Origin of the sequence: Chitinophaga rhizosphaerae, from assembly GCF_003958645.1 — a bacterium.
In the GTDB taxonomy this organism is placed as follows: domain Bacteria; phylum Bacteroidota; class Bacteroidia; order Chitinophagales; family Chitinophagaceae; genus Chitinophaga; species Chitinophaga rhizosphaerae.
The window spans coordinates 358518-383375 of record NZ_RXLO01000002.1; the positions used below are offsets into that span (position 1 = coordinate 358518).

The 24858-nt window shown below is 54.0% G+C and carries 21 protein-coding genes; 10 read left to right on the forward strand and 11 right to left on the reverse strand.

Annotated features, from left to right (window positions below; all coding sequences use genetic code 11):
• Window positions 1-18: 18 nt before the first annotated feature.
• Window positions 19-1785 carry an ABC transporter ATP-binding protein gene (locus EJ361_RS04995; RefSeq protein WP_126244257.1) on the reverse strand — a complete coding sequence of 589 codons (1767 nt, stop codon included), beginning with the start codon at window positions 1783-1785 and terminating at the stop codon, window positions 19-21.
• 64 nt (window positions 1786-1849) lie between these two features.
• Window positions 1850-4000, reverse strand: a complete 2151-nt coding sequence (locus EJ361_RS05000) for a hypothetical protein (RefSeq protein ID WP_164714087.1) — start codon at window positions 3998-4000, stop codon at window positions 1850-1852.
• Window positions 4001-4389: 389 nt separating this feature from the next.
• Between EJ361_RS05000 and EJ361_RS05005 the strand changes: the two genes are divergently transcribed.
• On the forward strand, window positions 4390-5073 hold the full coding sequence (locus tag EJ361_RS05005) for a response regulator transcription factor (protein WP_164714088.1): 684 nt from the start codon (window positions 4390-4392) through the stop codon (window positions 5071-5073).
• 136 nt (window positions 5074-5209) lie between these two features.
• Entirely contained in the window at window positions 5210-6268 is a 1059-nt protein-coding gene (locus EJ361_RS05010) for a sensor histidine kinase (protein WP_126244260.1), read from the forward strand.
• Between the two features lie 41 nt (window positions 6269-6309).
• Here the strand turns inward: EJ361_RS05010 and EJ361_RS05015 are convergent, their stop codons facing one another.
• The 5 genes from EJ361_RS05015 to EJ361_RS05035 form a co-directional block, all read right to left on the reverse strand.
• Window positions 6310-7638, reverse strand: a complete 1329-nt coding sequence (locus tag EJ361_RS05015; protein WP_205686940.1) for a porin — start codon at window positions 7636-7638, stop codon at window positions 6310-6312.
• 99 nt (window positions 7639-7737) lie between these two features.
• Window positions 7738-9141, reverse strand: coding sequence for a hypothetical protein (locus EJ361_RS05020; protein ID WP_126244261.1), 1404 nt, complete (start codon window positions 9139-9141; stop codon window positions 7738-7740).
• Window positions 9142-9238: 97 nt separating this feature from the next.
• A complete protein-coding gene (locus tag EJ361_RS05025) occupies window positions 9239-12055 on the reverse strand; it encodes a TonB-dependent receptor (RefSeq protein ID WP_126244262.1) in 2817 nt (938 codons plus the stop codon).
• 156 nt (window positions 12056-12211) lie between these two features.
• On the reverse strand, window positions 12212-12592 hold the full coding sequence (locus tag EJ361_RS05030) for a hypothetical protein (protein ID WP_164714089.1): 381 nt from the start codon (window positions 12590-12592) through the stop codon (window positions 12212-12214).
• A gap of 79 nt (window positions 12593-12671) precedes the next feature.
• Window positions 12672-13499, reverse strand: a complete 828-nt coding sequence (locus tag EJ361_RS05035; protein ID WP_126244264.1) for a UDP-2,3-diacylglucosamine diphosphatase — start codon at window positions 13497-13499, stop codon at window positions 12672-12674.
• A 216-nt stretch (window positions 13500-13715) separates the two neighbouring features.
• Here EJ361_RS05035 and EJ361_RS05040 point away from each other — a divergent pair, with 216 nt between their 5' ends.
• The 8 genes from EJ361_RS05040 (at window position 13716) to EJ361_RS05075 (ending at window position 20402) form a co-directional block, all read left to right on the forward strand.
• Window positions 13716-14366: a DUF47 domain-containing protein gene (locus EJ361_RS05040; RefSeq protein ID WP_126244265.1), complete on the forward strand. Its 651-nt coding sequence runs from the start codon at window positions 13716-13718 to the stop codon at window positions 14364-14366.
• Window positions 14367-14385: 19 nt separating this feature from the next.
• A complete protein-coding gene (locus EJ361_RS05045) occupies window positions 14386-15393 on the forward strand; it encodes an inorganic phosphate transporter (protein WP_126244266.1) in 1008 nt (335 codons plus the stop codon).
• Between the two features lie 225 nt (window positions 15394-15618).
• Window positions 15619-16479: a glucose-1-phosphate thymidylyltransferase RfbA gene (gene rfbA, locus EJ361_RS05050; protein ID WP_126244267.1), complete on the forward strand. Its 861-nt coding sequence runs from the start codon at window positions 15619-15621 to the stop codon at window positions 16477-16479.
• Between the two features lie 12 nt (window positions 16480-16491).
• A complete protein-coding gene (gene galE, locus EJ361_RS05055; RefSeq protein WP_126244268.1) occupies window positions 16492-17523 on the forward strand; it encodes a UDP-glucose 4-epimerase GalE in 1032 nt (343 codons plus the stop codon).
• A 42-nt stretch (window positions 17524-17565) separates the two neighbouring features.
• The gene (locus EJ361_RS05060; protein WP_164714090.1) at window positions 17566-18528 is read left to right on the forward strand and encodes a transketolase family protein; all 963 of its coding nucleotides are present in this window, start codon (window positions 17566-17568) and stop codon (window positions 18526-18528) included.
• A 149-nt stretch (window positions 18529-18677) separates the two neighbouring features.
• Window positions 18678-19229 (forward strand): RNA polymerase sigma factor, encoded by a 552-nt coding sequence (locus tag EJ361_RS05065; protein ID WP_126244270.1) that lies wholly within the window; start codon window positions 18678-18680, stop codon window positions 19227-19229.
• Between the two features lie 38 nt (window positions 19230-19267).
• Window positions 19268-19894, forward strand: a complete 627-nt coding sequence (locus EJ361_RS05070; RefSeq protein WP_126244271.1) for a hypothetical protein — start codon at window positions 19268-19270, stop codon at window positions 19892-19894.
• Between the two features lie 7 nt (window positions 19895-19901).
• Entirely contained in the window at window positions 19902-20402 is a 501-nt protein-coding gene (locus EJ361_RS05075) for a hypothetical protein (protein ID WP_126244272.1), read from the forward strand.
• 33 nt (window positions 20403-20435) lie between these two features.
• On the opposite strand, the gene EJ361_RS05080 is transcribed toward EJ361_RS05075, so the two are convergent.
• Genes EJ361_RS05080 through mrdA form a run of 4 tightly spaced genes read right to left on the reverse strand, consistent with a single transcriptional unit; the run spans window position 20436 to window position 24828 of the window.
• Window positions 20436-20780, reverse strand: coding sequence for a nuclear transport factor 2 family protein (locus EJ361_RS05080; RefSeq protein WP_126244273.1), 345 nt, complete (start codon window positions 20778-20780; stop codon window positions 20436-20438).
• Window positions 20777-21529 carry an MBL fold metallo-hydrolase gene (locus EJ361_RS05085; protein ID WP_126244274.1) on the reverse strand — a complete coding sequence of 251 codons (753 nt, stop codon included), beginning with the start codon at window positions 21527-21529 and terminating at the stop codon, window positions 20777-20779. The genes EJ361_RS05080 and EJ361_RS05085 overlap by 4 nt, the downstream gene beginning before the upstream one ends.
• Window positions 21530-21552: 23 nt before the next feature.
• The gene (rodA, locus tag EJ361_RS05090; RefSeq protein ID WP_126244275.1) at window positions 21553-22839 is read right to left on the reverse strand and encodes a rod shape-determining protein RodA; all 1287 of its coding nucleotides are present in this window, start codon (window positions 22837-22839) and stop codon (window positions 21553-21555) included.
• 24 nt (window positions 22840-22863) lie between these two features.
• Complete coding sequence (gene mrdA, locus EJ361_RS05095) at window positions 22864-24828, reverse strand: penicillin-binding protein 2 (protein ID WP_126244276.1); 1965 nt, start codon at window positions 24826-24828, stop codon at window positions 22864-22866.
• Window positions 24829-24858 lie beyond the last annotated feature (30 nt).

A 24858-nucleotide genomic window follows, 5' to 3' on the forward strand; every position in this document is an offset into this window, starting at 1 on the left:
TAAATATAGCTAAAATTGTCAGGCCGTATTCGCCGACGCCTGAAACTGCATCATATACAGCTTGTGGTAGTACCCCTCCAGCCTCAGCAGCTCGTCGTGCGTGCCCGCCTCCCGGATCTCGCCCTTGTCCAGCACGATGATCTGGTCAGCCTTGCTGATGGTGCTCAGCCTGTGGGCGATCACGATGGCCGTTCTCCCGGCGATCAGCTTATCGATCGCATGCTGGATCAGCATTTCCGACTCGGTGTCTACAGACGAAGTGGCCTCGTCGAGGATCAGCACCGCCGGGTCGTACAGCAATGCGCGGATGAACGAAATGAGCTGGCGCTGCCCCAGCGAAAGGGTGCTTCCGCGCTCCATCACCGGGTAATCGTACCCGCCGGGCAGTTGCATGATGAAATCGTGCATCCCGATGAGCCGGGCCGCCCCTTCCACCTGCTCGCGGCTGATATCGGGGTTCCGCAACGTAATATTCTCGAAGATCGAACCGGAAAACAGGAACACATCCTGCAACACCACCCCTATCCTGCTGCGCAGCTCCGCCAGTTTATAATCTTCCAGCTTCACCCCGTCGATCTCTATCGTCCCTTTCCGGATTTCATACAGCCGGTTGAGGATGCTGATGATGGTGGTTTTCCCACTGCCGGTATGCCCCACCAACGCGATCGTTTGCCCGGTTTTGGCGTGGAAACTGACGTCTTTCAGCACGTACCGGTCGTCTTTATACGCAAACCACACATGATCGAACTTAATATCGCCCTTCATCCCCGCCGCCGAATGTGTACCGTTGTCGGGCATGAATTCGTCGCTGTCCAGCACCTTGAACACCCTTTCACTGGCCACCATCCCCATTTGCAGGGTGTTGAACTTATCGGCCAGGATGCGGAGCGGACGGAACAGCATGTTCAGGTACATGATGAACGCGATCATCACGCCCTGCGTCACTTCATAATTCAGCACCATGTTGGCGCCCCACCACACCATGAGCCCCAGCGAAATGGCGAGTATGATTTCCACCACCGGGAAAAACACGGAATAGGCGAAAATGGCGTCGATATTGGCTTTTCGGTGATCTTTATTGATGACGCGGAACTTCCCGAACTCGCGGTTCTCGGCGGAAAACGCCTGCACCACCGTCATGCCGGTAATATGCTCCTGCACGAACGCGTTGAGCGCCGCTACGGCATTGCGCACGCGGTGGAACGATTTGTTCACCGCCTCCTTGAAAAAGTACGTCGCCAAAATCAGCACGGGGAACGGGCTCAGGCTCACGAGCGTCAGCCGCCAGTCTTCCGAGAACATCACGCCCAATATCGCCAGGATCATGAGCACGTCTGCCACGATGGAAATGATCCCTTCCGAAAAAATATCGTTGATCGCCTCAATATCGTTGATGGTACGCGTAGTGAGCGTGCCGATGGGCGTGCGGTCGAAGAATCCCAGGTTCAGCCGCACCACTTTCCGGTACACGGCCACCCGCAGGTCCTTGATCACGGATTGCCCCAGCCAGTTGGTGATGTAACTGAAGAAAAAGCGGACCGCCGTTTCCAGGATCAGTATCCCGATCTGCACGAAAGTGATGATCATCAACATCTGCGCCCACTGGTTCGTGATGTACTTATCGACCGTTTGCTGGATGAGCCAGGGCCTCACCGGGGATAGGACCGCCAGCAGCACCGTCAGGAACATCGATAGGTAAAAATACCGCCGGTAGGGCCTTGCAAAGGAGAAAACGCGGTTCAGCAGACTGACATCGAAAACCTTTTTGGTCTTGTCTTTATTCATCTCTGTAAAAGTAAACGGTAATTCCCAAAACGCAAAAAAGGGAGCCGGGCTCCCTTTTTCACAATCAGTTTTCGTCTTTCATCACCTGCCGGTAGGCCTTGATGAAAATGGCCCCGAGGTTTTTATGCGGCGGAACGTAGTCGTCGAACAGCGCCTTGTTGGCCCCCTCTCCCGCGAACTTGCGGCTGAGGCCGGCCCACATCTGCACCCAGTCTACATTCTTGCCGGCGCGCACCACATCTTCCAGGCTGCGGATGATGGGCTCGTTCACCCAGCGGGTACCCACCTGTTTCGAGGAAATGATGTGCGCTTCGGGGGCTTTTTCCAGTACGGTCGCCAGGTTGTGGTAACCGCCGCAGGAACCCAGCACAACGATCCTCGCCGTACTCTGCAGGTTATCCAGCGTGGTGTTCACATGATAACTGTGGCCGCGGTGGATGAATATGGTGGGATGGATGTCTTTCTCGTCGAGGTACTCGCCCAGCTTCTCGATCGCCGTTTTATCTTCCGGCTCTTTCAGCGGATTATTGGCGAAAATGGTCGTGGGCTTGCCTTTGGCGGAAGTAATGGTCGTCCAGTAAGTATTTTTCGTCACGTTCCACTCCCCTTTCGGGAAATTCCCCATGAAGCTGGCGTAAGAGCTGATCCCGTCTTCATCCCCGTAGAAAAATACCTGCTGGTAAATGCGGCCGCTGTCGCTGGGCAGCGTGGCGAATTCCACGTAGTTGATGGGAGGCAGCTGGAGCTTGGAGCTCATGTCAGACGCCCAGGAGCTGTCGCTGCCATGCCCGTCTTCCGTGAAAATGCTGTTGAGGAGGGAGTAAATGGTGATCCCGCGTTTATCGTGCTTCTGCTGTACGAACGACAAGTTCTTCCGTACCTCCTCGCGGAGGAAGTCCAGCAGTTTGGGATCGCGGATGGAGCCGAAGGAATTGGCCACGTCCACGGCGTCTTCCAGGTCCTCCGTTTTCTCGAGGCTCCGCACGAATTTCACCATGAGGTAGTTGGCGTTTTCGGGGTCCATCGATTTGAGGAAGTTGTCGAGCGTATTGAAGCCCGCCGCCATGGCGATGAATTTCTTGAACCGGTCGAAGCTCACGAGCATGAGCAGGCTGTCGCCCCGCGGCGGTTTCATGCGCAGCATCATCTGGTCGTACAGCCCCATTTTGGCGGCGTTGGTGTAGCTGGAGGTGAATAATTCTTCCTGGCCGTTGATGATGAGGTAATACAGTTCTTCGGGCGTAAAATCCTTCACGATGCGGAAGCGGACGGCATGGCCTTCTTCGTGAAGGTCGTTCACTTCGCGGATATACCGGAGCGATTTCGCTTTCATATTTTCCTGCATGGCTTTGAGGCCCAGGATGTTAGCCCCTTCCGCGCGTTTTTTCTGGAGCACGATGGAGGAGTGGACCATGAGGCGGAAATAGGTATCGTCGTTGGCAACTTTGCTTTCCAGTTCGGAAAGGGTGGCGGAGCCGTCGAGGAGTTGGTCGATGAAGGGCAGCAGTTTGGTGGACTGGCTGCTTTTGCCGATGGCGACGATCTGCTGCACGAGGGGGTCCTGGTTGCGGCGGATGGCGCTGGCGGTGGGGGTGTAGGAAGTGGCGTAGGTGAGCACCTGGTTGGGGTACTTTTTAGCCACGGCGGCCACGATGGTGTCTACGATCGGGTAATCGAGATAGGGGCCGAGTTTGGGCATGATGTCTTCGAGGTTCTTGAAAGCGAACTTGGAGAACATTTCCGCACGGGCTTCTTTGTAGCCGGGGTTTTCCTGGAACGCGTCGATCATGCGTTCGCCGGCTTCGAAGCTCAGCGACCGGGCAACGGGGTAAATGCTTTTCCCCTTGATATCTGCCTGCATCATCTGGTGATACGCCTGCAGCATGGCGGGCGCCTCTTCGGCGTCGATGCGTTTATACGCGCGTTTCACGTTGTAATCGCGGAGGGTCTGGTGGAGGCCGGAAAGGTATTTTACTTTCAGGCGGTGGTCCAAAGACGTATCCAGCTCGATTTCCAGCTGCATATCGTCTACCAGTTTGGTGAGGGCGCTGGTGACCTGGAGGTTCATGTTTTCGTCGTCTCCGACCTTCACGTAACCGTCCTGCTTGCCGTCCAGCTTGTCGGCGTTTAGCTGCTCCTTGTCGATGTTGTCATGGAAGCCTTGCCGGTTGATGGGGATCTGAACTCTCTGACCATAACTCCAACCACTGTACACAATGCCTAAAGATATGATTAGTAATGCTTTTTTCATATTGATGTGTTACTCCTATGCTACACTGCAAATTTACTACCAATTATAGTAGATAAGCAATCCCATCGCAGGCATACCGAACAATTCATATGCGTTTTATGTTAAATACCTGATCCGTAACCCGGTATCATGGCCGGTTTCCGTTCTCCGGCACTTGAATTCTTTTTGATGGGCGGTGGAAAGGTCTGCCGGATTGGCGGGCGACCGGGGCCGAAAAGGGGTAAAAAAGCGTAATTTGCAGGCGGAGAAACGATTTCAGACGGCGAAATTAACAATTACATAATGTTATCTTTTCATGAATCGGGAAAGGGCTGATTAATTTTGTGCCGTCTTTAAACACCCAAATTATGTTGATGGAACCAGCAGTAGCAGTAGGAAAAATTCTGGTAGTAGACGATGAGGCGGATATCCTCGAGATCATCAGTTACAACCTTAAAAGCGCGGGTTACGAAACGGTGACGGCGAAAGACGGGCTCGAGGCCATCCAGAAGGCCAAGATCTTCCGTCCGGACCTGATCATGCTGGACATCATGATGCCCAACAAGAACGGGATCGACACCTGCCGCGAGTTGCGCCGGTTGCCGGAGTTCAAAGAAACCATGGTACTGTTCCTCACGGCGCTCAACGATGAAAAGAGCGAGATAGAAGGGCTGAACATGGGGGCAGACGATTACATCGCGAAGCCCATCAAGCCCAGGCTCCTCGTTTCCCGCATCAACGCCCTCTTCCGCCGGCTCAACAAAACGGAAGAACAGCAGATCCACCTGGGAGACCTCATCATCGACCGCGAAAAATTCACCGTCACCTATAAAGGCACCGAAATCATCCTCGCCAAAAAGGAATTCGAGCTCCTCCAGCTCCTAGCCTCCAAGCCCGGCCGCGTGTTCCTCCGCAACGAAATCCTCAACCAGGTCTGGGGAACGGAAGTGATCGTGGGAGACCGCACCATCGACGTGCACATCCGCAAAATCCGCCAGAAACTGGGCGTAGACCTCATCACCACCGTAAAAGGCGTAGGCTACAAATTCGAACTATAAACACATTTTCAACCCTCCCGAACTTCCCGTATCCGCACTTCTGTGGCCACCGGCACCGTGATTTATGGCATCTACCTCTACAAGTAAAAAATTTAGTTTAATTTCCAGCTATCACAATCTATCCGCTCTCTGGAGTATGCTGAAAGCCAAAAACCTGTCGCCACAGAAACTCGCCGCCTTCACAGCGTTCATCCTGTCGGTCGTAATGGCCCTCGGATGCCTGTTTATCGGCGCCACCCTCCAACAAACGCTCCTCGCGCTCGGCCTCACCTTCATCGTGGCCTATTTCCTCTATCTCTATACCCTGCAGAACTTCATCTACCGCAAGATCAAGCTCATCTACAAGTTCATTTACCAGACAAAGGCCTCCAAACGCGAAGAATTCTTCAATAAAAACATCCTGCCCCTCAAAACCATCGAGGAAGTAAGCGAAGACGTGGAAAAATGGGCCTCGCAGAAAAAGGAAGAACTGGAAAACCTCCGCCGCAACGAAGCTTTCCGGAAAGAATTCCTCCTCAACCTCTCCCACGAACTGAAAACCCCCATCTTCGCCGTGCAGGGGTACATTCATACATTGCTGGACGGCGCCCTGGAAGACCCCAACGTCAATAAGGACTTCCTCAAGAAAGCGACCAAGAACATCGACCGCCTGTGCCGGCTGATCGACGACCTCGATGAAATCTCCAAGCTCGAAAGCGGGGAAATGACCATCAATAAAGAACAATTCGTTATCCAAGACCTTATCCGCGACGTGTTCGACACCCTTTCCATCAAAGCCCGGCAGAAAGACATCAAGTTCGGCATCAAGAAAGGCTGCGAAGCACCCGTGCAGGTCTATGCCGACAAGGAAAAGATCCGCCAGGTGCTGATCAACCTCATCGAGAATTCGGTGAAATACGGTAAAACCGAAGGACAAACCATCGCCAGCGTATATAATATGGACGGGAAGCGCGCGCTCGTGGAGATTTCCGACAACGGGACCGGCATGGCCGAAGAGCACCTCCCCCGGGTGTTCGAACGTTTCTACCGGACAGACCGTGCCCGCAGCCGCGATATCGGCGGCACCGGCCTGGGATTGGCCATCGTAAAGCATATCGTGGAAGCGCACGATCAGACGATCAACGTCCGCAGCAAGGTGGAAGTAGGCTCCACGTTCGGGTTTACCCTGGAACTGGGCCGCGAGAACCTGCTGTAACGTTTATGAAACAGCTTTTCCTCTTCCATCGTGTAAAATGATCAGAAACGGTACTGGATGCGGGTGGTAAACACGTTGTCCGGGATATCGCCCCCGAACCCGTCGATGGAAGTACCTTCGTTCCATACGCGGTCATACCAGATCGTGGCTTTCATGTTTTCGTTGAAGTAAAAAACGTACCCGAAACCGAACGTGTCGAACCGGATATCTGCGGGCGTGAGGTATTTGGCGGCCGCATCGCCGATCTGGCGGCCCTTTACGCTACGGTTGGGGTCGTACCAGTCATATTTCATCACCAATTGGTGCCTGGCGCTGCCGAGGTGTTGCAGAAAAGAGAAATAAGCGCCGTCGAACGGCCGGATGTACAGGGGCGCGAAGGCGCCGGATTTCTCCATCGGGATCGTTCCGGGCGTTTCGGTATCCAGCGCCGTAGAGGTTTGGGTGCCGCGGATGTATTCCGCACGGAACTGCGTGCTGCCGCGCCCTTTGCCGTTGGGGATCACGAATTGCGCATCGGCGCCGAAATATTGCCGGGGGGCGATAACGCCCACATTATTGGCGCTCGAATCCACGGAAAAGTCTTTCTTCCCCCCTTCCATCGTATAAATTTTGTTGGTAAACTGCTCCATCCCGCCGTACAGGATGCTGCCGCCGAAGGAAAGCAGCCAGCCGGCAGCATTGACGGGCCGCGGTTTCATGGCCACCCGGGCAATAACGTCTTTGTGGCTGTCGAAGTCCGACGGGCCGGAGAGGCCCTGCCCGTTAAACAGGCCCACATCCACTTTCAGGTAATGCAAGGGGTGGGATTTGGATCGCGGCTCGAAGGTGAGCATACCGCCCATATCGCGCTCGCTTTTCATCAGGATCTGGCTCATACGCCCGCGCTCGGGGGCTTCGCGGTCGCTGGAGGAAAAGTTTACCTCGTACCCGAAAGGCCGGGCGAACATACCCATCGTAAGCGCCATCACATCCCACCGGCCATCGAAAAAACGGCCCCAGAAGTCGCGGATGTTCACGCCGCGCTCGGTACCGTCGAACTGGAACACGAACTGCACCGTGGGCAGATCGCGCTTGTTGAAGTGGGCGTAATCGAAGCGGACGCGGCCGCGGCGGAGCATGAACCGGTTGTCTGACTGCTTGTTGAAATCCCCGCCGGCAAAGCTTTCTATGCCTTTATCCGATGCGTACTGGAACTGGGGCTGCATGTACCCGCTGATCCGCAGGTGATCGTACCGTTTGTAGATGGAAATCATCCCCTTCCCCAGTTCGGTCGTGGTATCGATCATGTCCATCAGGAACTGGGCTTTCGCTGAAAACGCAGCCGTGCTGAGAAATAATACCAGGAAACCTGTCCGAACGATTGTGCGCATTGCCTTCATCGCGCAAAAATACGGAACCGGATACAGCAAACAAAACGCCCGGGCGGTTGCCCGGGCGCTGTAGATTATAACGATTCGACAGATGCGTGATTAGTACGCCTGCTGACCAGGGTTGAAGTTGGTCCAGCCAGCGATCCAGTTATCGGTACCGAAAGCACCGCGGAAAGACTCGGTTTTCACGCCGGAAGCAGCCTGGAAGGTGCCTTTCAGCGCTTCAGAGCCCGCTTTCGGGAGGAAGTTGGGGGTAGTCAGGTTGAAAGGATCGGTCAGCCCAACTGCATCGGCGGTAGCCGCTACGAAGTTGTACTGTCCGGCAGCGGTAGCCAGGTCGCGCAGCATGGAGATACCTTCGTTGATCATGGCAGTGCGGTCTGCGCTTTGCATGGGATCAGCAGGGTATTTGGTGCCGGTCAGGAAACGGGCGGTGGCGGAGTCGGTGCTGAAAGGTTTGGCAACAGCGTACACGATGTTGTTCTGCCATTTGCTCACGCCGTTCTTATAGTCGTTCCAGCTGGCGGAGGATTCGATGGAGAAGCCGCCTTTCTGGTTACCGAGGAGGATGGAGTTCACGAAAGTGAAGTTGGTAGCCCTTCTCCAACGGTTGCCGAGGTTGTGGTTAGACAGTGTGCCGGTGGCGCCGTTGGGGCCAATGATGGTCATGTTGGAGATGACGGGGTGCGTACGGGGGGCAGCGTTGGAGCCGGTGCCGTCGTTATCGCACTCGATACCGTTGCCGGCGTCTCCGGGGTCAACGAAGTCGGGGCGGCGAAGCGCTACTGCGTACTGAACGGTGCCACGGTAACCGAAATCGAAGTCGAAATCGTCGTCTGCCGTTGCGAAGGCCACCAGGTGGGTGGGGCTCACGGTGCCGCCGAAGAATTCGAAGGCGTCGTCGTTCGCGAAAGCGGTCATAACGTGATCGATTTTGGTGCCGCTACCAACAGCGCCCAGGGTGAGGGCGTTGATTTCGGAGTTGGGCTGTGCTGCGATACCAGCGTATTCGATACGTACATATAGGAGAATACCGGAGTTGTCGTTGTCATCGTTCCCGCCATAGTAGCGACCTACACCGCCTTCGATCTGGGGATCGGTGCTACGGTTGGTCTTAGCCTTACCGAGGATGATGATGCCGCCCCAGTCGCCAGGCTGGCGCTGTCCGGGGGCTTTGCCGGAAGTAAATACGATAGGTTTCTGCGCGGTACCGGTAGCGAAGATTTTCGCGCCGCGCTCGATGATCAGCGCGCCTTTCTCGGTTACGTCGCTTTTGATCACGGTACCTTCCTGGATAGTCAGTGTTTTGCCTTCCGGGAAATAAACGTATCCTTTCAGCGTCCACACTTTGTCATTGGTAAGGGTTTTGCTCTCGGTCTGAACACCGCTCAGCACGGTTTCCACAACGGGCGTCAGGTCGTCGCCATCGCCATCATTGTTACGGCAGGAAGAGAGCGCTACTGCTGCACCTAAAGTAAAAGCAAGGAATTTTACAAGTTTCATTCGAACAGATTTTCAGTGATTGAATTGCAGTGCAAAAGTGCCTTTGGTATGTTATGCGCACTTTAACAGGGCGTTATGAAATTGTTACTGTATCGTCTTATTTATTCTTTCCCAAACCGAACTGGTAAGAGAAGGACAGAGAAATGTTCGTACCGGGGCGGAGGGTGTTGATGATCTGGTCAACGTTCTTGCTGTACGCTTTCTTGCTGTCGTTGTTCTGGTAGAAAATCAGTTTCTGGTTCAGGAGGTCGCTCACGTTCAAACGCAGCTCACCTTTCTTTTTCAGTATCTTCTTGCCGATCTGGAGGTCGATCAGGTCGCGGCCCTTTTCGTAGATGTGCTCATACCCTTCGAAGCCCACCAGGTACACGCGCTGTCCCATTTTATTGTACAGCAGCCCGAATGCGAGATCGGTCTCGGGATTCACATACTGGATGCCCGCATTGATCAGGTAGGGGCTTTGGCCCTGGAGACCTCGCTGCGACAATGTTTCAGACGCTATGCCCTGCAGGTCTACCGAAGAATGGATATAGGAAAAGTTCGCGAAAGCGGTGGTATTGCTGAAGAACGGCTCGTCCGACAAGAAGTCCAGTTTCTTGCGGAATTCCAGTTCAAACCCGTACGACTGCGCGCTGGGCACGTTCTGGAACAGGATCTGGCGGCGGTTGGGCGTGGAGCCCGGGTCTACGATCTGTTCGATCGCGTCTTTAAAGTGCTTGAAGAACACGGAAGCCGTGATCGCCTCTCCCGCACCGGGATACAATTCGTAACGGAGGTCGGCGTTGGTGATGAGGCCCCGCTTCAGATCGGGATTACCGATCATGGAACTGAAGGTCACGAAATCGTAGAAAGAGAAATAGCTCAGCTCGCGCAGCTCAGGACGGGAAACCGTTCTGCTGCCGCTCAGGCGGATGTTCGACTTTTCGTTCACCGCGTACGAAATATTGGCGCTGGGCAGTATGTCGAAGAAGGTAACATCCTGTTTCACGCGCTTGCCGGAGAAGTCTGCGGTGCGAATGAACTGGTAGTACGATTCGCCGCGGGCGCCCCAAACCACACGTACCTTGTCGCCGATCTTGTTGTCGAACTGCACATAACCCGCCACGAGGTCAGACGTTGCTTTGTATTTGTCGGAGTTGTTCGTGATCTCATCGATACGGAGACCGTTCTCGCGGATATTCGCCGGATCGAAGATCTGATCGGGTTCCATGGACAGGATCGACTGGTCGTAACCGGTCTGGTTGGCGGCATATCCGAGCACGCGGGCGCTGAAGTCGCGCTGGCGGTAGAGTTTCTGTCCACCCAGCTTCACGCTTTGCTTAACGCCGGCGATATTGAAAGGAACGGTGAGCGCAGCCGTTCCGCCCACACCGTATTCCTCCAGGCTCGACCAGAAACGGGATACGTTACGGGCAACGGAGTTCACGGGGATCATGGCTTTGTATTCGTTGTCGCGCGTATCCAGCTGGTAGGTCAGCACCTTCATGTCGGGCTGGTCGCGGTTGGTCAGCGAGTAGTTCAGGTTCCAGTCCAGTCTCCAGTCACGGGCGTTCAGCTTGTGGTTGCCTTCGAGCTGGGAGTTCAGCATGGTCTTGATCGTGAGGTCCTGGCCGTAAGCCTTCAGGTCGCCGACGTCGGTGCTGTTACCGGAGCGGTAGATATAGTTATTGTCGAGGATTCGGTTGAAGATATTCTTGAAAGAGATCTTGTTGTTGCGTTTCACGTACGTGAAGTTGGCGATGGCGCCGAGGCTGGTATTGTATTTATACAAATCCTCAGAGAAATTGATGCTGCGCACTTTCCCATCTTCATAATCCGCACGTTCGCCTTTCTGGATGCTTTCGGAATTACGATAGGTAACGCTGATGATGCTGCCGAAGGAACCGTCTTTTTTCAGGCGGATGCGGTTGCCCCAGGTAACCTGGTAGTTCTGCGCGGGCAGCGCTTTCCCCTGATCGGAAACGGCCCAGTTGTTTTTGAACTCGCGGCTGAGCGACAGTTTCTTGTCGAGATCGAGGCCGCTGTATTGCTGCCTGGAGGAGGGGAAGGAAGACGGCAGTTTACGCAGGCCGTCGTCGAAAGTCAGCCAGTCGGTTTTACCGCGCTCCATGCTCCGCGTTTCCTTGAAAGTGGTCTGGGTGTTGTATCCCATACCGATATTGAAGGAAAGGAAATTTTCAGTAGGGATATCTTTGGTATATACCTGTACAAGGCCACCGGCGAAGTCGGCGGGCATCTCGGGAGATGCGGTCTTGTTGATAATGATATTATCGATCAGGTTGGAAGGAATGAGGTCGAAGGAGAAAGCCTTGCGGTCCGGCTCGGTGCTGGGCAGCATGGCGTTGTTGATGGTGGCGGTATTGTACCGGTCGTTGAGGCCGCGTACGATAATATATTTGTTATCCTGGATGGATGCGCCGCTTACGCGTTTGAGCACTTCGGAGGTGTTACGGTCCGGGCTGCGGCGGATGCTTTCGCCGGAGATGCCGCTGGAAATGCTGGGGTTGTTTTTCTGCGCAACGTACAGGGCGTTGATGGTTTCCTGTTTGTAGGAACCGCGGATCACCACTTCCTGCAGGTCTTTGGACTTGGGCTCGTCCAGCGCGATGTCGAGGTTGGTGGCTTGCCCGGCCTTTACCACCACGTCTGCGATGGATTTGGTTTGGTAGCCCATGTATTTGAAGTCGAGCGTATAAGTGCCGGGAGCTACCTGGATGAGGTAGCGGCCTTCTACGTCGGTCACGGCGCCTTTTGAGGTATTCTGTACCATCACTGTCACACCGATCAGCAGTTCGCCCGTTTTCTTGTCGGTCAGTTTCCCGGTAATCTTTCCGGATCCGTCCTGCGCGAAAGAAGGAAGGCAGGCGATGCATAAAATCCCGATAATTTGTACAGCAGTAATAATGCGTTTCACGTATTTGTGTATTGATTACGGCCGCAAAACTACTATGGTCGAATTATGCCAATGTTAAGCCAATATTACCAGAATGTTAATTGTTAAGGAATCATTAAAAAATCATTAACGATACCCCCGAAGCGTGGTGGATAAGGTTTTCAGCCGAAAAACCGTTTACAAGGCGGGGTTTCCGCCCTGGCGCAGGAGCCATTCGATGGAGAGGTCGACGCCGCGGGCGGGCGGTTTTTCGGAGCAGGGCGGCAGTTGGAAGAGTCGCAGGCTTTTATTCATGAAGGGTTTGGAGTCCTGGTTGCACAGTTCGATGGAAAAATGGAATTTTTCTTCTACTTCTTCTTCGAACTCGCGGAGGCTGAGGGTTTCGTCTATAGGGAATTCAATCATGTCCTCTTCTTCGAGGCCGGCTTCGCGAAGGGTATTAAAACCGTTTGCCAGGGTATGACGGATATATACCGCGGCATTGCAGTGGAGGAGCCGCTGTATCTGCATCTGTAACAGGGATATCGTCATGAGTGGGTGTAGCTTGAGCGTCTTCATCTAGTATTCGGATCGGTTACGCAAACTTATCCGTCCAGGGTTACCTGAATATTAAGCAAACGTTATAAATGTGTGAAAATTAACGCGTGAAGGAAATCGAGCGGGCCACGGCGCTCCATTCGAGTTGCAGGGTTTCATCTTCTTCCTCCACCACCGGCGCTTTCTTTTCGGCGTGGCGGTACAGGTTCCATTGCCCTTCCGTGTATTCCAGGGCGGTGAGGCTCTCTACCCAGTCGCCCGAGTTGAGATAGGTCACCGTCCGCCCGTTTACCTGCTCTTCGCGGATCACGGGTTGGTGGATATGGCCGCAGCAGACCACGTCTATCTCCTTGTCTGCCGCGATCTCCACCACCGTTTGTTCGAAATCGGAGATGAATTTGACGGCCTGTTTCACGCCGGCCTTCACTTTTTGGGAAAAGGACATCTTTTCGCGGCCCATTTTCTCCAGCAGGTGGTTTACGAGGCGGTTGAGGATAATGAGGAGGTCGTACCCTTTTCCACCGAGTTTGGCGAGCCATTTGGAGTTTTTCATGGTAACGTCGTACACGTCTCCATGGAAGAACCAGTGTTTCTTTCCGTCTACGTCCAGGATTAATTTATTGTCTATCAGGAAGTTGCCCAATCCAAACCCGGCATATTTGCGGAGGGCTTCGTCGTGGTTGCCGGTGAGGTAATAGACATCGGTGCCTTTGCCCATCATTTTGAGGATGCGGCGGATGACTTTGGTGTGTGACTTCGGGAAGTAGCGTTTGCTGAACTGCCAGATGTCTATGATATCGCCGTTGAGGATGAGGATCCTGGGCTGGATGGAGTCCAGGTATTGGGCGAGCTCTTTTGCGTGACAGCCGTAGATTCCGAGGTGGACGTCGGAAATGACTACAATATCCAGTGGTCGTTTGTCTGACATTTGTTGGTTTATGGGCGTTTTTTCAACTTTTTTACATAAAAAATGTTAGTTATATGATTGAGCTGAAAGGCGCCAGTATTCTATCACAAAGGAAAAATTGCTATATTACTTTCATATTAATTCAATGTTACCAAAACATTAATTCTCATTTTTTTCTGGCGCCATTTCTTTTAGAAAACTAATTTTGCCGCAAATTTTCAACAAACACAAACATTTATGGGAGGCTTTAATTCTATTGTGAAACTGTTCATGCCGAAAGACAGGGTGTTCTATTCACTTTTCGAAGATGTGGCGGCGAACCTGGTGGAAATGGGTAAAGTGCTGGTGGAGCTGGTGGAAACCAAGGACCCGGTGATCCGGAAAGATAAAGTAGTACTGATCGAGCGGCTGGAGCACAAGAACGATGACCTGACGCATCGCATTTTCGTAGAATTGGGGCAGAACTTCATTACGCCTTTCGACCGGGAGGATATTCACTATCTCGCCTCTACGCTGGACGATGTGGCGGATTACATCCATGGCTCGGCCAAGCGTATCGACATGTACAAAGTGGTGGAAATCAATGACAGCGTGCGCAAACTGGCTGACCTGATCAACCAGGGCGTGGCGGAGCTGGCCAAAGCGATCCCCGAGCTGCGCAACATGAACAATATGCGGGCGATCACGGATGCGTGTGTGAAGATCAACAGCCTGGAGAACCATGCCGACGATATTTACGACCGTGCGATCGCGGATTTGTTCGAGCAGGAAAGCAATGCGGTGGAGCTGATCAAGATGCGCGAGATCTATCAGGCGCTGGAAATCGCTACCGACAAGTGCGAAGATTCCGCCAACGTGATAGAAACCATCATCATTAAATATGCGTAGCCGCTAATCCCGACAGCTCATGACATTTCTGGTAGTCATCATTATACTGGCATTTATATTCGATTACATAAACGGGTTCCACGATGCGGCCAATTCCATTGCCACGATCGTGTCCACCAAAGTACTGACGCCGTTCCAGGCGGTGCTGTGGGCCGCACTTTTCAACTTTGCGGCGTTCTTCGTTTCCAAATACATTTACGGTGAGTTCAAGGTGGGCAATACCATCGCCAAATCGGTGTTCGAGGAATTCATCACCCTGAAGGTGATCTTTTCCGGGCTGGTGGCGGCCATTACCTGGAACCTGCTGACCTGGTGGTACGGCATCCCGTCGAGCTCCTCCCACACGCTGATCGGCGGGTTTATCGGGGCGGCGGTGGCAAACGCCCACGGGTCCTTCGCCGTGATCAACTTTTCCAAAGTGTTGCCTACGGTATATTTCATCGTACTGGCACCCTTCATCGGCATGGTGGTGGCGTTCCTCATCACCGTGTTCATCGTGAACGTTTCCAAGCGGGCCAATCCGTACCGTGCGGAAAACTGGTTCAAGCGCCTGCAGCTGGTATCTTCCGCCGCATTCAGCCTTGGCCACGGTGGTAACGACGCGCAGAAGGTAATGGGTATCATCGCCGCGGCGATGGTGGCCCACGGCAGCATCGGCCATTTAAAAGACGTGCCCGACTGGGTACCGTTCGCCTGCTTCACGGCCATTGGCCTGGGTACGCTGAGCGGTGGCTGGAAGATCGTGAAAACGATGGGTACCCGCATCACCAAGGTGACGCCGCTGGAAGGGGTGAGCGCCGAAACGGCGGGTGCGATCACGCTGTACATGACCGAAAGCCTCGGTATCCCTGTGAGCACCACGCATACCATTACCGGTTCCATCATCGGGGTGGGCGCCACCAAACGTCTTTCGGCCGTGCGCTGGGGGGTGACGGTGAACCTCCTCTGGGCCTGGATCCTCACGATCCCCATCAGTGCAGCCCTGGCCGCGGTGGTGTTCTTCATCGTGAATTTCTTCGTGAAATGAGAATTTCTATTTCGAAATAGAAATGCCGCCTTCCCGGGCGGCATTTTTTATCCCGCCAGTTTTGTTTTTATGACAGTTCCGGATGACAAATCCCCGACCCTGAAGCGCTCCGGCTCCTGGAATCGGGCCTGGATGCGTTAGATTATTGCATTAAATCCCAAATTATTAGGGGGAATCCATTTGGTTCGACTATTTTTGTGCCTCCAAAAACTGGATTTTTAAGCCATGAAAGGAATTATTCTGGCAGGGGGCTCCGGGACCCGGCTCCACCCCATCACCTACGCGATCAGCAAGCAGATCATGCCCGTTTATGATAAACCGATGATCTATTATCCCCTTTCCACCCTTATGCTGGCTGGAATCCGGGAAATTCTCATCATCAGCACCCCGCACGATCTTCCTGCCTTTCAGCGCCTTTTCGGTGATGGCAGCCATCTCGGCCTCCGGCTTTCCTATGCGGAACAACCCGAGCCCAACGGCCTGGCACAGGCATTCGTCATCGGCCGGGAGTTTATCGGGAAAGACCCCGTGGCCCTGGTGTTGGGAGATAATATCTTTTACGGCGCAGGCCTCGGTACGCAATTGAGCCATAACACCCGGCCGCATGGCGGCATCGTTTACGCCTACCATGTGGCGGACCCCGAGCGATACGGCGTGGTGGAATTCGACGGCAATATGAAAGCCGTTTCCATCGAAGAAAAGCCGGCGAAGCCGAAATCCAGCTACGCTGTGCCAGGTCTTTACTTTTACGACAACGAGGTGGTGGAGATCGCCGCCAACCTGAAACCCAGCGCCCGCGGAGAATACGAGATCACCGACGTCAACAAGGCCTACCTTGAAAAAGGCCGCCTGCAGGTGTCTATCCTCCCCCGCGGCACGGCCTGGCTCGACACCGGCACCTTCGATTCGCTCATCCAGGCCTCACAATTCGTGCAGGTCATCGAGCAACGCCAGGGCATCAAGATCGCCTGTATAGAAGAGATCGCCTGGCGGAAGGGCTTTATCGACAACGAACAGCTCCAAAAACTCGCGCAACCACTGTTGAAAAGCGGTTACGGCGCATATTTGATGAATCTGATTAAATAAACGTTATTCTGTATGCAGAAAGTCCTTGTTACGGGCGGTTGCGGATACATTGGATCCCACACCATCGTAGATCTGATCAACAACGGCTTCGACGTGGTATCGGTCGACAGCAACATTCGCAGCTCCACAAAACTCCTGGAAGGTGTAGAAAAAATCACGGGCCGGAAGATCCGCAATTATAAAGTGGACCTTTGCAACCTGGAAGACACGAACGCCGTTTTCCACGAAAACCGCGACATCGTAGGCGTTATCCACTTCGCGGCGCTGAAAAGCGTCGGCGAATCCGTGAACGAGCCCCTGCTGTATTTCCAGAACAACCTGACTTCCCTCATCAACGTACTGAAATGTATCCGGGAATTCAACATTCCCAACTTCGTATTCTCCTCTTCCTGCTCCGTGTACGGCAACGCTACCGATCTGCCCGTGGTGGAAACCACCCCGCTCGGCGAGGCCCAGAGCCCCTATGCGCGCACCAAGCAGATGGGCGAACAGATGATCGAAGACTATAGCCGGGTGAACGCGACCAACAGCATCCTGCTGCGCTATTTCAACCCCGTAGGCGCGCACCCCTCCGCACTGATCGGCGAACTGCCCATCGGCAAACCCGACAACCTCGTGCCCGTGATCACGCAGACCGCCATCGGCAAAATCCCGAAACTGACCGTTTTCGGTACCAAATACAACACCCGCGACGGCTCCTGCATCCGCGATTACATCCATGTGATGGACATCGCCAACGCCCACACCCGTGCGCTGCAGTACCTCATCGAAAAACGCAACGCCGGCAACCTGGAAGTTTTCAACCTCGGGACCGGGAACGGTGTAACCGTGCTGGAAGCCATCCAGGCCTTCGAGAAAGTGTCTGGGATGAAGCTGAATTACGAACTGGGCCCCGAGCGCCCGGGAGACGTGATCGCCATCTACGCCAACAATAATAAGGCGAAGACCCTGCTGGGATGGGACCCGCAGATCACCATCGAAGACTCGATCCGCACGGCCTGGCAATGGGAAGTTGCGCTGCGCGACCGTGTTTTACAGAATTAATTTATTTTATTTTCTAGCTTTGCGACACAAATTTCTGGCATTATGGTAAAAGACATACAAGTACTGAACGAGAAGGAAACCCGCGGCGGATTCGGCGAAGGCATCCTCGAAGCAGGCAGAAGGAACCCCAACGTGGTAGCCCTCACGGCAGACCTGGCCGGCTCCCTGAAACTGCAGGCGTTTATCAAGGAATTCCCCGACCGCTTCGTACAATGCGGCATCGCGGAAGCCAATATGATCGGTGTGGCCGCAGGTATGACCATCGGCGGCAAAATACCCTACACTACCACTTTTGCCAACTTCTCCACCGGCCGCGTATATGACCAGATCCGCCAGTCGGTCGCCTATTCCGGCAAAAACGTGAAAATCTGCGCTTCCCACGCCGGCCTCACCCTCGGCGAAGACGGCGCCACCCACCAGATCCTCGAAGATATCGGGATGATGAAAATGCTCCCGGGCATGACCGTCATCGTTCCCTGCGACTTCAACCAGACCAAAGCCGCCACCATCGCCATCGCCGACTACGAAGGACCCGTGTACCTGCGCTTCGGCCGGCCGAAATGGCCCAACTTTACGGCGGAAGACCAGGATTTCCAGATCGGAAAGGCCCAGATCCTCAACGAAGGCACCGATATCACCCTCTTTGCCTGCGGGCACCTCGTATGGAAGTGCGTGGAAGCCGGCCGCATCCTCGAAGAGAAAGGCTATAGCGTGGAACTCATCAATATCCACACCATCAAGCCGCTCGACGAAGCCGCCGTCATCAAATCCATCACCAAAACCGGCTGCGCCGTTACCGCCGAAGAGCATAACGTGCTCGGCGGCCTGGGAGATTCCATCGCACAGGTTGCGGCCCGTCACAACCCCATTCCCATCGAATACATCGGCACCAACGATACTTTCGGGGAAAGCGGTTCACCTAAAGACCTCCTCAAGAAATACGGCCTGGACACACCCCAGATCGTAGCTGCGGCAGAGAAAGCCATCGCCCGTAAAAAGGGATAAAATTCATAGAAGCGTTAAACCTTCGGCAGAAAAAACCATCTTATAGGTGGTTTTTTCTGTTTTCACAGCAAACCCGGACCGCGGATTATGGTTATATTAGTCCAATATACCGCATGCTCCAACGGTAACCGCTCATTAGACAACCGCCTATGGCTGTAACGCAAGAAGATAAAGAATTACTGGCGCTATTCGGGCACCCGGACAGCCGGGAGAAAGGTTTCACCCTCATCGTCAGGAAGTATCAGGAAAGGCTCTACTGGCACATCCGCCGCCTCGTCATCGATCATGACGATGCGAACGACGTGCTGCAAAACGTGTTCATCAAAGTCTGGAAAAACCTCGACAATTTCCGGGAAGACGCGCAGCTCTACACCTGGCTTTATAAAATCGCCACCAACGAATGCCTCACGTTCCTCGACAGCCTCAAGCGGAAAGCCGCCATATCCCTGTCTGACGTGGAATCCGGCCTCAGCAACAAACTCCAGGCAGATCCCAACTACGATCCCGCAAAAATCGAATGGAAACTGCAAAACGCCATCCTCAGCCTGCCGGAAAAACAACGCACCGTTTTCAGCTTACGATATTACGATGAAATGCCATACGAAGAAATGAGCCGCGTGCTCGACACCTCCGAAGGCGCCCTCAAAGCCTCGTATCATCATGCCGTCAAAAAAGTGGAAGAATTCTTAAAAAATAATTGAAATTAAACCATTCGCCTGCCGGATGGTCTCAAATATGTATGTCGCAAAAAGGAAAAGATATCGCTGATGAACTGAACCAGGTGGCTCCCCACCTGCCCGAAATGGGCGTGATGCCGGATTTCAACCTGCCGGACGACTATTTTGCGCAGTTCCCGAAACGCCTCCTCAAACGGATGCGGGAAATGGACAGCCACGATGAAGTGACGGAAGAACTGGAAGCCATCGCTCCCTTCCTCGCCCAGCTGCCCCGCAAAACAGCCCCCTTCCACACGCCCCACGGGTATTTCGAAGGGCTCGACCGCGATATGGTCCAGGGCAGCGGCAACGAGCCTGTCACCAAAGTGGTCCCCATCAGCAAAAGGATCCGGCTGTTCAAACGCTGCCTCGCCGCCGCAGCCATCGCCGGGGTGGTGGTAGTTTCCGCCATCTGGGGCGCCAAACAATGGACCGGCAGCTCCATCGACCGCGAGCTCGCCCAGATCAGCGACCAGGAAATCGTGGATTTTCTACAGTTCCGGTCGGATGAGTTCGACGATGATAATATATTTGCCAACGTATCTTTCGAAGAAAGCATGCCATCCGTGCTGCCGGAAGACCTGAGCAACGAAGAAATTGAAACCCTGCTGGAAGACAACCTCTTACAGCAGACACAATTAAATAATTGATAACCAGATGAAACGGATCAAGTTGATTGGAATATTGTTCGGATTCATCAGCATTTTCATGCTGCCGGCGCTTGCCGTGCGCTCACAGGATGCGCCAAAGGAATCGGGGGAAGATAAAGTGAAATCCCTCGAAATCCTCTACATCTCCCGCGAATTGGACCTCACACCCGAAGAAGCACAGAAATTCTGGCCGGTTTACAAGCAATATTCGCATGAAGTGAATGAACTGATCGCCGAACGCCGGAAAAAATCGAAAGAGCTAAAAACCAAACCGCGGACCGACGAAATGGCCAACGAAGCCCTCGACCGTGAGCTGGGTTTCGAAAAACGCATGCTCGACATCAAAACGAAATATAAAGGTGAATTCCTCAAAGTATTACCCGCAAAGAAAGTCTCCGGACTTTACCGCGCGGAAAGGGAATTCCGCTCGATGATGATCCGCCAGCTCAAGGAGCGCCGCGAAAACCGGGCGATCAACAATCCGAAAGGAAACAAACACCGACCATAAAAAAAGCCCTCCGGCCAGGAGGGCTTTCCGTTTTTATTGTTCCTTGTAGTGGGCTCTTACTTCCTTTACCTTTCCATTTCCATCCACCACCATCGTCTCGGCCGCCAGGCGGTTGTTGATGCTTTTGTAATACAGCACCATCGAATCCACCCCTTCGAGCACATGATAGAGATCGAAGTGCAAATCGGGAAAAGCAACGAGCCCTTTCTCGAAATAGGCTCTCAGCGCGGCTTTCCCGGTGATGCGGCCAGTAGGGTCGTTGTTCAGGCGTTGAATGATGGGCGAATAGAAAACGATGTCGTCGGCATAGTGTTCCATGATGGCGTCGAGGTCGTGGTTGTTCCACGCCTGCACCCAGGCTTCGGCTAAATGGTTCATATTTGGAATTTTGTTGTGGGTTGCTTGGTGTCGTGATAGAACAAAAACGTCCAGTCGCCAGCCTTTCCGCGTTCCATATACTCCTGCCGCAATTCGCTCGCACGCTTGCCATCGTAATCGTACTTGGCCACAAAGCGGCTCCGCATCTGGGAAATCTGCGGCGCTTCGTCTCCCCCGAAAAATACTTTGTCTTCCCCGTCGTCTACCAGGAAAACCTGGTGGAAAGGACAATGCCCGCCCGACCATTCGTAATGGATATACCCGTCTATCGTGCCTTTCCCTTCGGTGAACACGATGTTGTCGCGTTGCGCGAGGAGGTCGAAATCTTCCTTGTGATAGGATTTGCCGTCGTTCGCGAAGGCGTAATCGAGTTCGGGTTTGGAGACGTAATACGTGGCGTGAGGGAAGCTCAGGCTGCGTTCGCCCGTTACGGGATCGGTGGAAATGACGCCGCCGGAATGGTCTTTATGCAGGTGGCTCATGAGCACCTTGGTCACTTCCATGGGATTGATCCCGTTATCGATGAGGTTTTGATGCAGTTGTAAAATACCGTCGGGATTGCGGAACCCCAGGCCTGTGTCTATCAACAGAATATCCCGGTCCGTAATCACGAGGAAAGGCTGGATCTCTACCAGCAACGAACCTGCAGGACGGGCTCCGAGCTGGTCTTTCCGGTCGTCGAAGGGTACAAATTGTTTGGTTCCGTCTACTGTAAAGCTTCCTTCCGAAAGCGGGATGATGCGTGCCATTATACAAATGTAACGAATATGCCCTATCGCAGTACCATCTGGCGGTCTGCGTCGAGGCGCAGCATGATGAAGATGAGCATGGTGAACGTCATGAGCGACGAACCGCCGTAACTCACCAGTGGCAAGGGAATCCCGATCACCGGCGCCAGACCGATGGTCATCATGATATTGATGGCCAGGTGGAAAAAGATGATGGAAGCCACGCTATAGGCATAGACGCGGCTGAAGGTACTTCGCTGCCTTTCGGCGATGAAAATGATCCGGAAGAGCAGGGACACGTAAATCCCCAGGAATATCATACTCCCGACAAAGCCGAAGTCTTCGCCGATGGTGCAGAAAATGAAGTCGGTAGATTGTTCCGGCACGAAATCGAACCGGGTTTGCGTGCCTTTGAGGTACCCTTTTCCCCAGAACCCGCCCGAGCCGATGGCGATCATGGACTGGCGGGTGTTGTACGTGGCCTTGGGGTCGTTTTCCTTCCCCAGCATCACGTAAATGCGGCGCACATGGTAATCTTTTAAGACATTGGAAAACACGAACGGCACTACGTGCATCACGAACGAGGCACAAAATGCCCAGATGCCTACGATGAACGCCAGGCGGGATTTGTTCCGCCGGATCTGGAAACGGTTGAAATAAACGGCGAGCGCGGCTACGCCGGTAAAAATGTAGAGGAGGATGAATTTATCGACCAGCAAGGCACTCAGTACGAGCACGATACTGGAAAATGCGATTACGAGCAATACCCCGGGCAAACCTTCCCGGTACATGACGAGAAAGAAAGCCAGGTAAACCAATGCCAGCCCCGTTTCGTTCTGCAGGATGATGATCCCCAGGGGTACGATCACCATGGCCACGGCGATGAGTCGCGAACGGAGCTTGGTGAAATCCGTTTCCATGGCCGATATGTATTTCGCCAAGGCCAGCGCGGTACATAGCTTGGTGAATTCGGCGGGCTGGAACCGGAAACCGCCCAGCTCGAGCCACGAATTGGACCCCTTCACGCCCGTTCCGATGGCCAACACTACGAGCAACAGCAATATACCAAAGGCATAGAAGAGGTTGGCGGTGGCGGTGAAGAACTTGGAGTCGGTGAGCCAGATCCCCGACGCAAGCACGATGGACACGCCAAACCACAATACCTGCCTGGCCCAGTTTTTATTCTGGGAAAGGATGTTCTGTATCACCTGGTCGCCCTCCCGGTATTCTGCGGCGAAAATCGCCAGGAAGCCGATGAATACCAGAGCGAGGTACATCCCGAGAACGGGCCAGTCGATGCCTGCGGTCAGTTTCGCTTGTGAGCGGTTCATGTTATGGTTTTGCGCGTTTTACTTTTAGTGTCCGAGTATTTTCCGCATGATCACGGCTCCTTCGGCGCCCGCGTAGCTCACGCTGTTGAGGGAGTCGAGTTTGGATTTATGCTTGATCTCCGGCGAGAACGTATTGGCGTCGAGCATTTTTTGCAGGATGGGCTTACGTTTCACGGAAATACTGTCTGTCAGATATTTTTCCAGCAGCAGCGCCGCGATGGGCACAGCATAAGTGGTGCTGAAACCGGAGTTTTCCACCACCACGCATAGCGCGATCTTCGGATCGTCTTTCGGCGCAAAGCAAACGAACAGCGAGTGGTCTTTCAACTGAACGACCTTGCCGTTGATCCGTGCTTTGTTTTCCGCCGTACCGGTTTTGCCGCATACGTCGATCCCTTCGATCTGTGCGCCGCGCGCCGTACCCTGTTTCACCACGTCTTCCATCCCCAAAATCACGCTATTGAAGGATTCGGTGGAAATATGCGCTACGGTCTGCTTCTTTTTATATTTATCCAGTATCTTGGAATTATCGTTATCCACGCTCTCCACGAAGTGCGGAATGTAATACGATCCGCGGTTGGCGATGATACACATGGCGTTGGCCATCTGCAGCGGCGTGAGGCCCAATTGGCCCTGGCCCATGCCCACATACATTTCCGAGCAACTGTTCCATACATTGTTATATACGCGGTTCATCCGCGCCGTATCGGGTACCACGCCCCTGCTTTCAGACGGGATGTCAATCCCGGTCTGCCGGCCGAAGCCCATCGCGTTGAGGTATTCCACGAATTTCGCCTGTCCCTTTTTGACGCCGCCCCATTTGGGCGCATCCACTGAAAGACGGTACAGGTGCATGAAATAACTGTTACAGGAGTTGGCGAGCGCCGCGCGCATATTGGCCGCGTGGCCGGGATTGCTGTGCAGACAACGGGAGAACCGGCCGCAAAGACCGTACCCGCCGCGACAGTTGAACCCGAAACTGGGCGTGATCACCCCTTCGTCCAACGCAATGAGGCCCGTGATGGGTTTCATGGTGGAGCCCGGCGGATAATAAGCCTGGATGGGCCGGTTGAACATGGGTTTCACCGTATCCGTCAACAAAATCCCGAGGTTCCTGGCTTTGTTGGAGCCGGACAGCAGGTTGGGGTCGAAAGACGGGCCGCTCACCATGGTGAGGATGCCGCCGGTTTTGGGGTCGATGGCCACGATGCTGCCGATCTTGCCCTTCATGAGATTTTCACCGAGCACCTGCAGCTCGATGTCCAGCGCCAGCCGCAGGTTTTTACCCGCGATGGCGGCCGTATCGAAGATCCCTCCTTCAAGGGCACCCTGAGGCCGGTTCAGGTTATCTTTTACCAGGTATTGAATGCCGCGCTGCCCCATGAGAATATCTTCATAAGTCCGCTCCAGCCCCGTCATACCGATATAATCGCCTTGCTGGTAAGCACTGTATTTGCCGGACGTATCGTTGAGCATGCCGGGCGAAACTTCGCTGATATATCCGAGGAAATTGGCGCCCACGCCGTAGGGGTACGAGCGGACGGGCCGCTGCACCAGTTCGAATCCGGGCTGGAACAGGTACATGCTTTCCTGGAGTTTGCCGTACATGTCGGGCGATAGCAGGCTGGAGAATACCGACGGGCGGCGGGGCCCTTCCCGGTTCCGCGCCACCTGGATCCGGCGGTTGAATTCCTTCATGTCGATATTCAGGACCTCGCACATGTACGCCGTATCGATGTTCTTTACGTTGATGGGGGTCACCATGAGGTCGTACAATGCTTCGTTGCGCATCACCGGGCGGCCATGGCGGTCGTACACGATGCCTCGGCTGGGGTAGATCACCTTGCGGAGATGGGCGTTGGCGTCTGCCAGTTTGGAATATTTCGTTTCCACGACCTGCAGAAAAAACAGTCTCGCCACGATCACCAATACGGTGCCGAGCATGATGAACTGGATGACGCGCCTCCTGGACTGATTAAAAACGGACATGGCAGGTTCCTGGATTTATGACTTTTATGG

Coding starts and splice junctions, on each gene's coding strand:
- mrdA (WP_126244276.1), bottom strand. CDS start 24,828: ATGTCCGTTTTTAATCAGTCCAGGAGGCGCGTCATCCAGTTCATCATG.
- EJ361_RS05045 (WP_126244266.1), top strand. CDS start 14,386: ATGACATTTCTGGTAGTCATCATTATACTGGCATTTATATTCGATTAC.
- EJ361_RS05070 (WP_126244271.1), top strand. CDS start 19,268: ATGTCGCAAAAAGGAAAAGATATCGCTGATGAACTGAACCAGGTGGCT.
- EJ361_RS05035 (WP_126244264.1), bottom strand. CDS start 13,499: ATGTCAGACAAACGACCACTGGATATTGTAGTCATTTCCGACGTCCAC.
- EJ361_RS05065 (WP_126244270.1), top strand. CDS start 18,678: ATGGCTGTAACGCAAGAAGATAAAGAATTACTGGCGCTATTCGGGCAC.
- EJ361_RS05010 (WP_126244260.1), top strand. CDS start 5,210: ATGCTGAAAGCCAAAAACCTGTCGCCACAGAAACTCGCCGCCTTCACA.
- EJ361_RS05060 (WP_164714090.1), top strand. CDS start 17,566: ATGGTAAAAGACATACAAGTACTGAACGAGAAGGAAACCCGCGGCGGA.
- EJ361_RS04995 (WP_126244257.1), bottom strand. CDS start 1,785: ATGAATAAAGACAAGACCAAAAAGGTTTTCGATGTCAGTCTGCTGAAC.
- EJ361_RS05015 (WP_205686940.1), bottom strand. CDS start 7,638: ATGCGCACAATCGTTCGGACAGGTTTCCTGGTATTATTTCTCAGCACG.
- rfbA (WP_126244267.1), top strand. CDS start 15,619: ATGAAAGGAATTATTCTGGCAGGGGGCTCCGGGACCCGGCTCCACCCC.
- EJ361_RS05080 (WP_126244273.1), bottom strand. CDS start 20,780: ATGAACCATTTAGCCGAAGCCTGGGTGCAGGCGTGGAACAACCACGAC.
- galE (WP_126244268.1), top strand. CDS start 16,492: ATGCAGAAAGTCCTTGTTACGGGCGGTTGCGGATACATTGGATCCCAC.
- EJ361_RS05020 (WP_126244261.1), bottom strand. CDS start 9,141: ATGAAACTTGTAAAATTCCTTGCTTTTACTTTAGGTGCAGCAGTAGCG.
- EJ361_RS05030 (WP_164714089.1), bottom strand. CDS start 12,592: ATGAAGACGCTCAAGCTACACCCACTCATGACGATATCCCTGTTACAG.
- rodA (WP_126244275.1), bottom strand. CDS start 22,839: ATGAACCGCTCACAAGCGAAACTGACCGCAGGCATCGACTGGCCCGTT.
- EJ361_RS05075 (WP_126244272.1), top strand. CDS start 19,902: ATGAAACGGATCAAGTTGATTGGAATATTGTTCGGATTCATCAGCATT.
- EJ361_RS05005 (WP_164714088.1), top strand. CDS start 4,390: ATGGAACCAGCAGTAGCAGTAGGAAAAATTCTGGTAGTAGACGATGAG.
- EJ361_RS05085 (WP_126244274.1), bottom strand. CDS start 21,529: ATGGCACGCATCATCCCGCTTTCGGAAGGAAGCTTTACAGTAGACGGA.
- EJ361_RS05040 (WP_126244265.1), top strand. CDS start 13,716: ATGGGAGGCTTTAATTCTATTGTGAAACTGTTCATGCCGAAAGACAGG.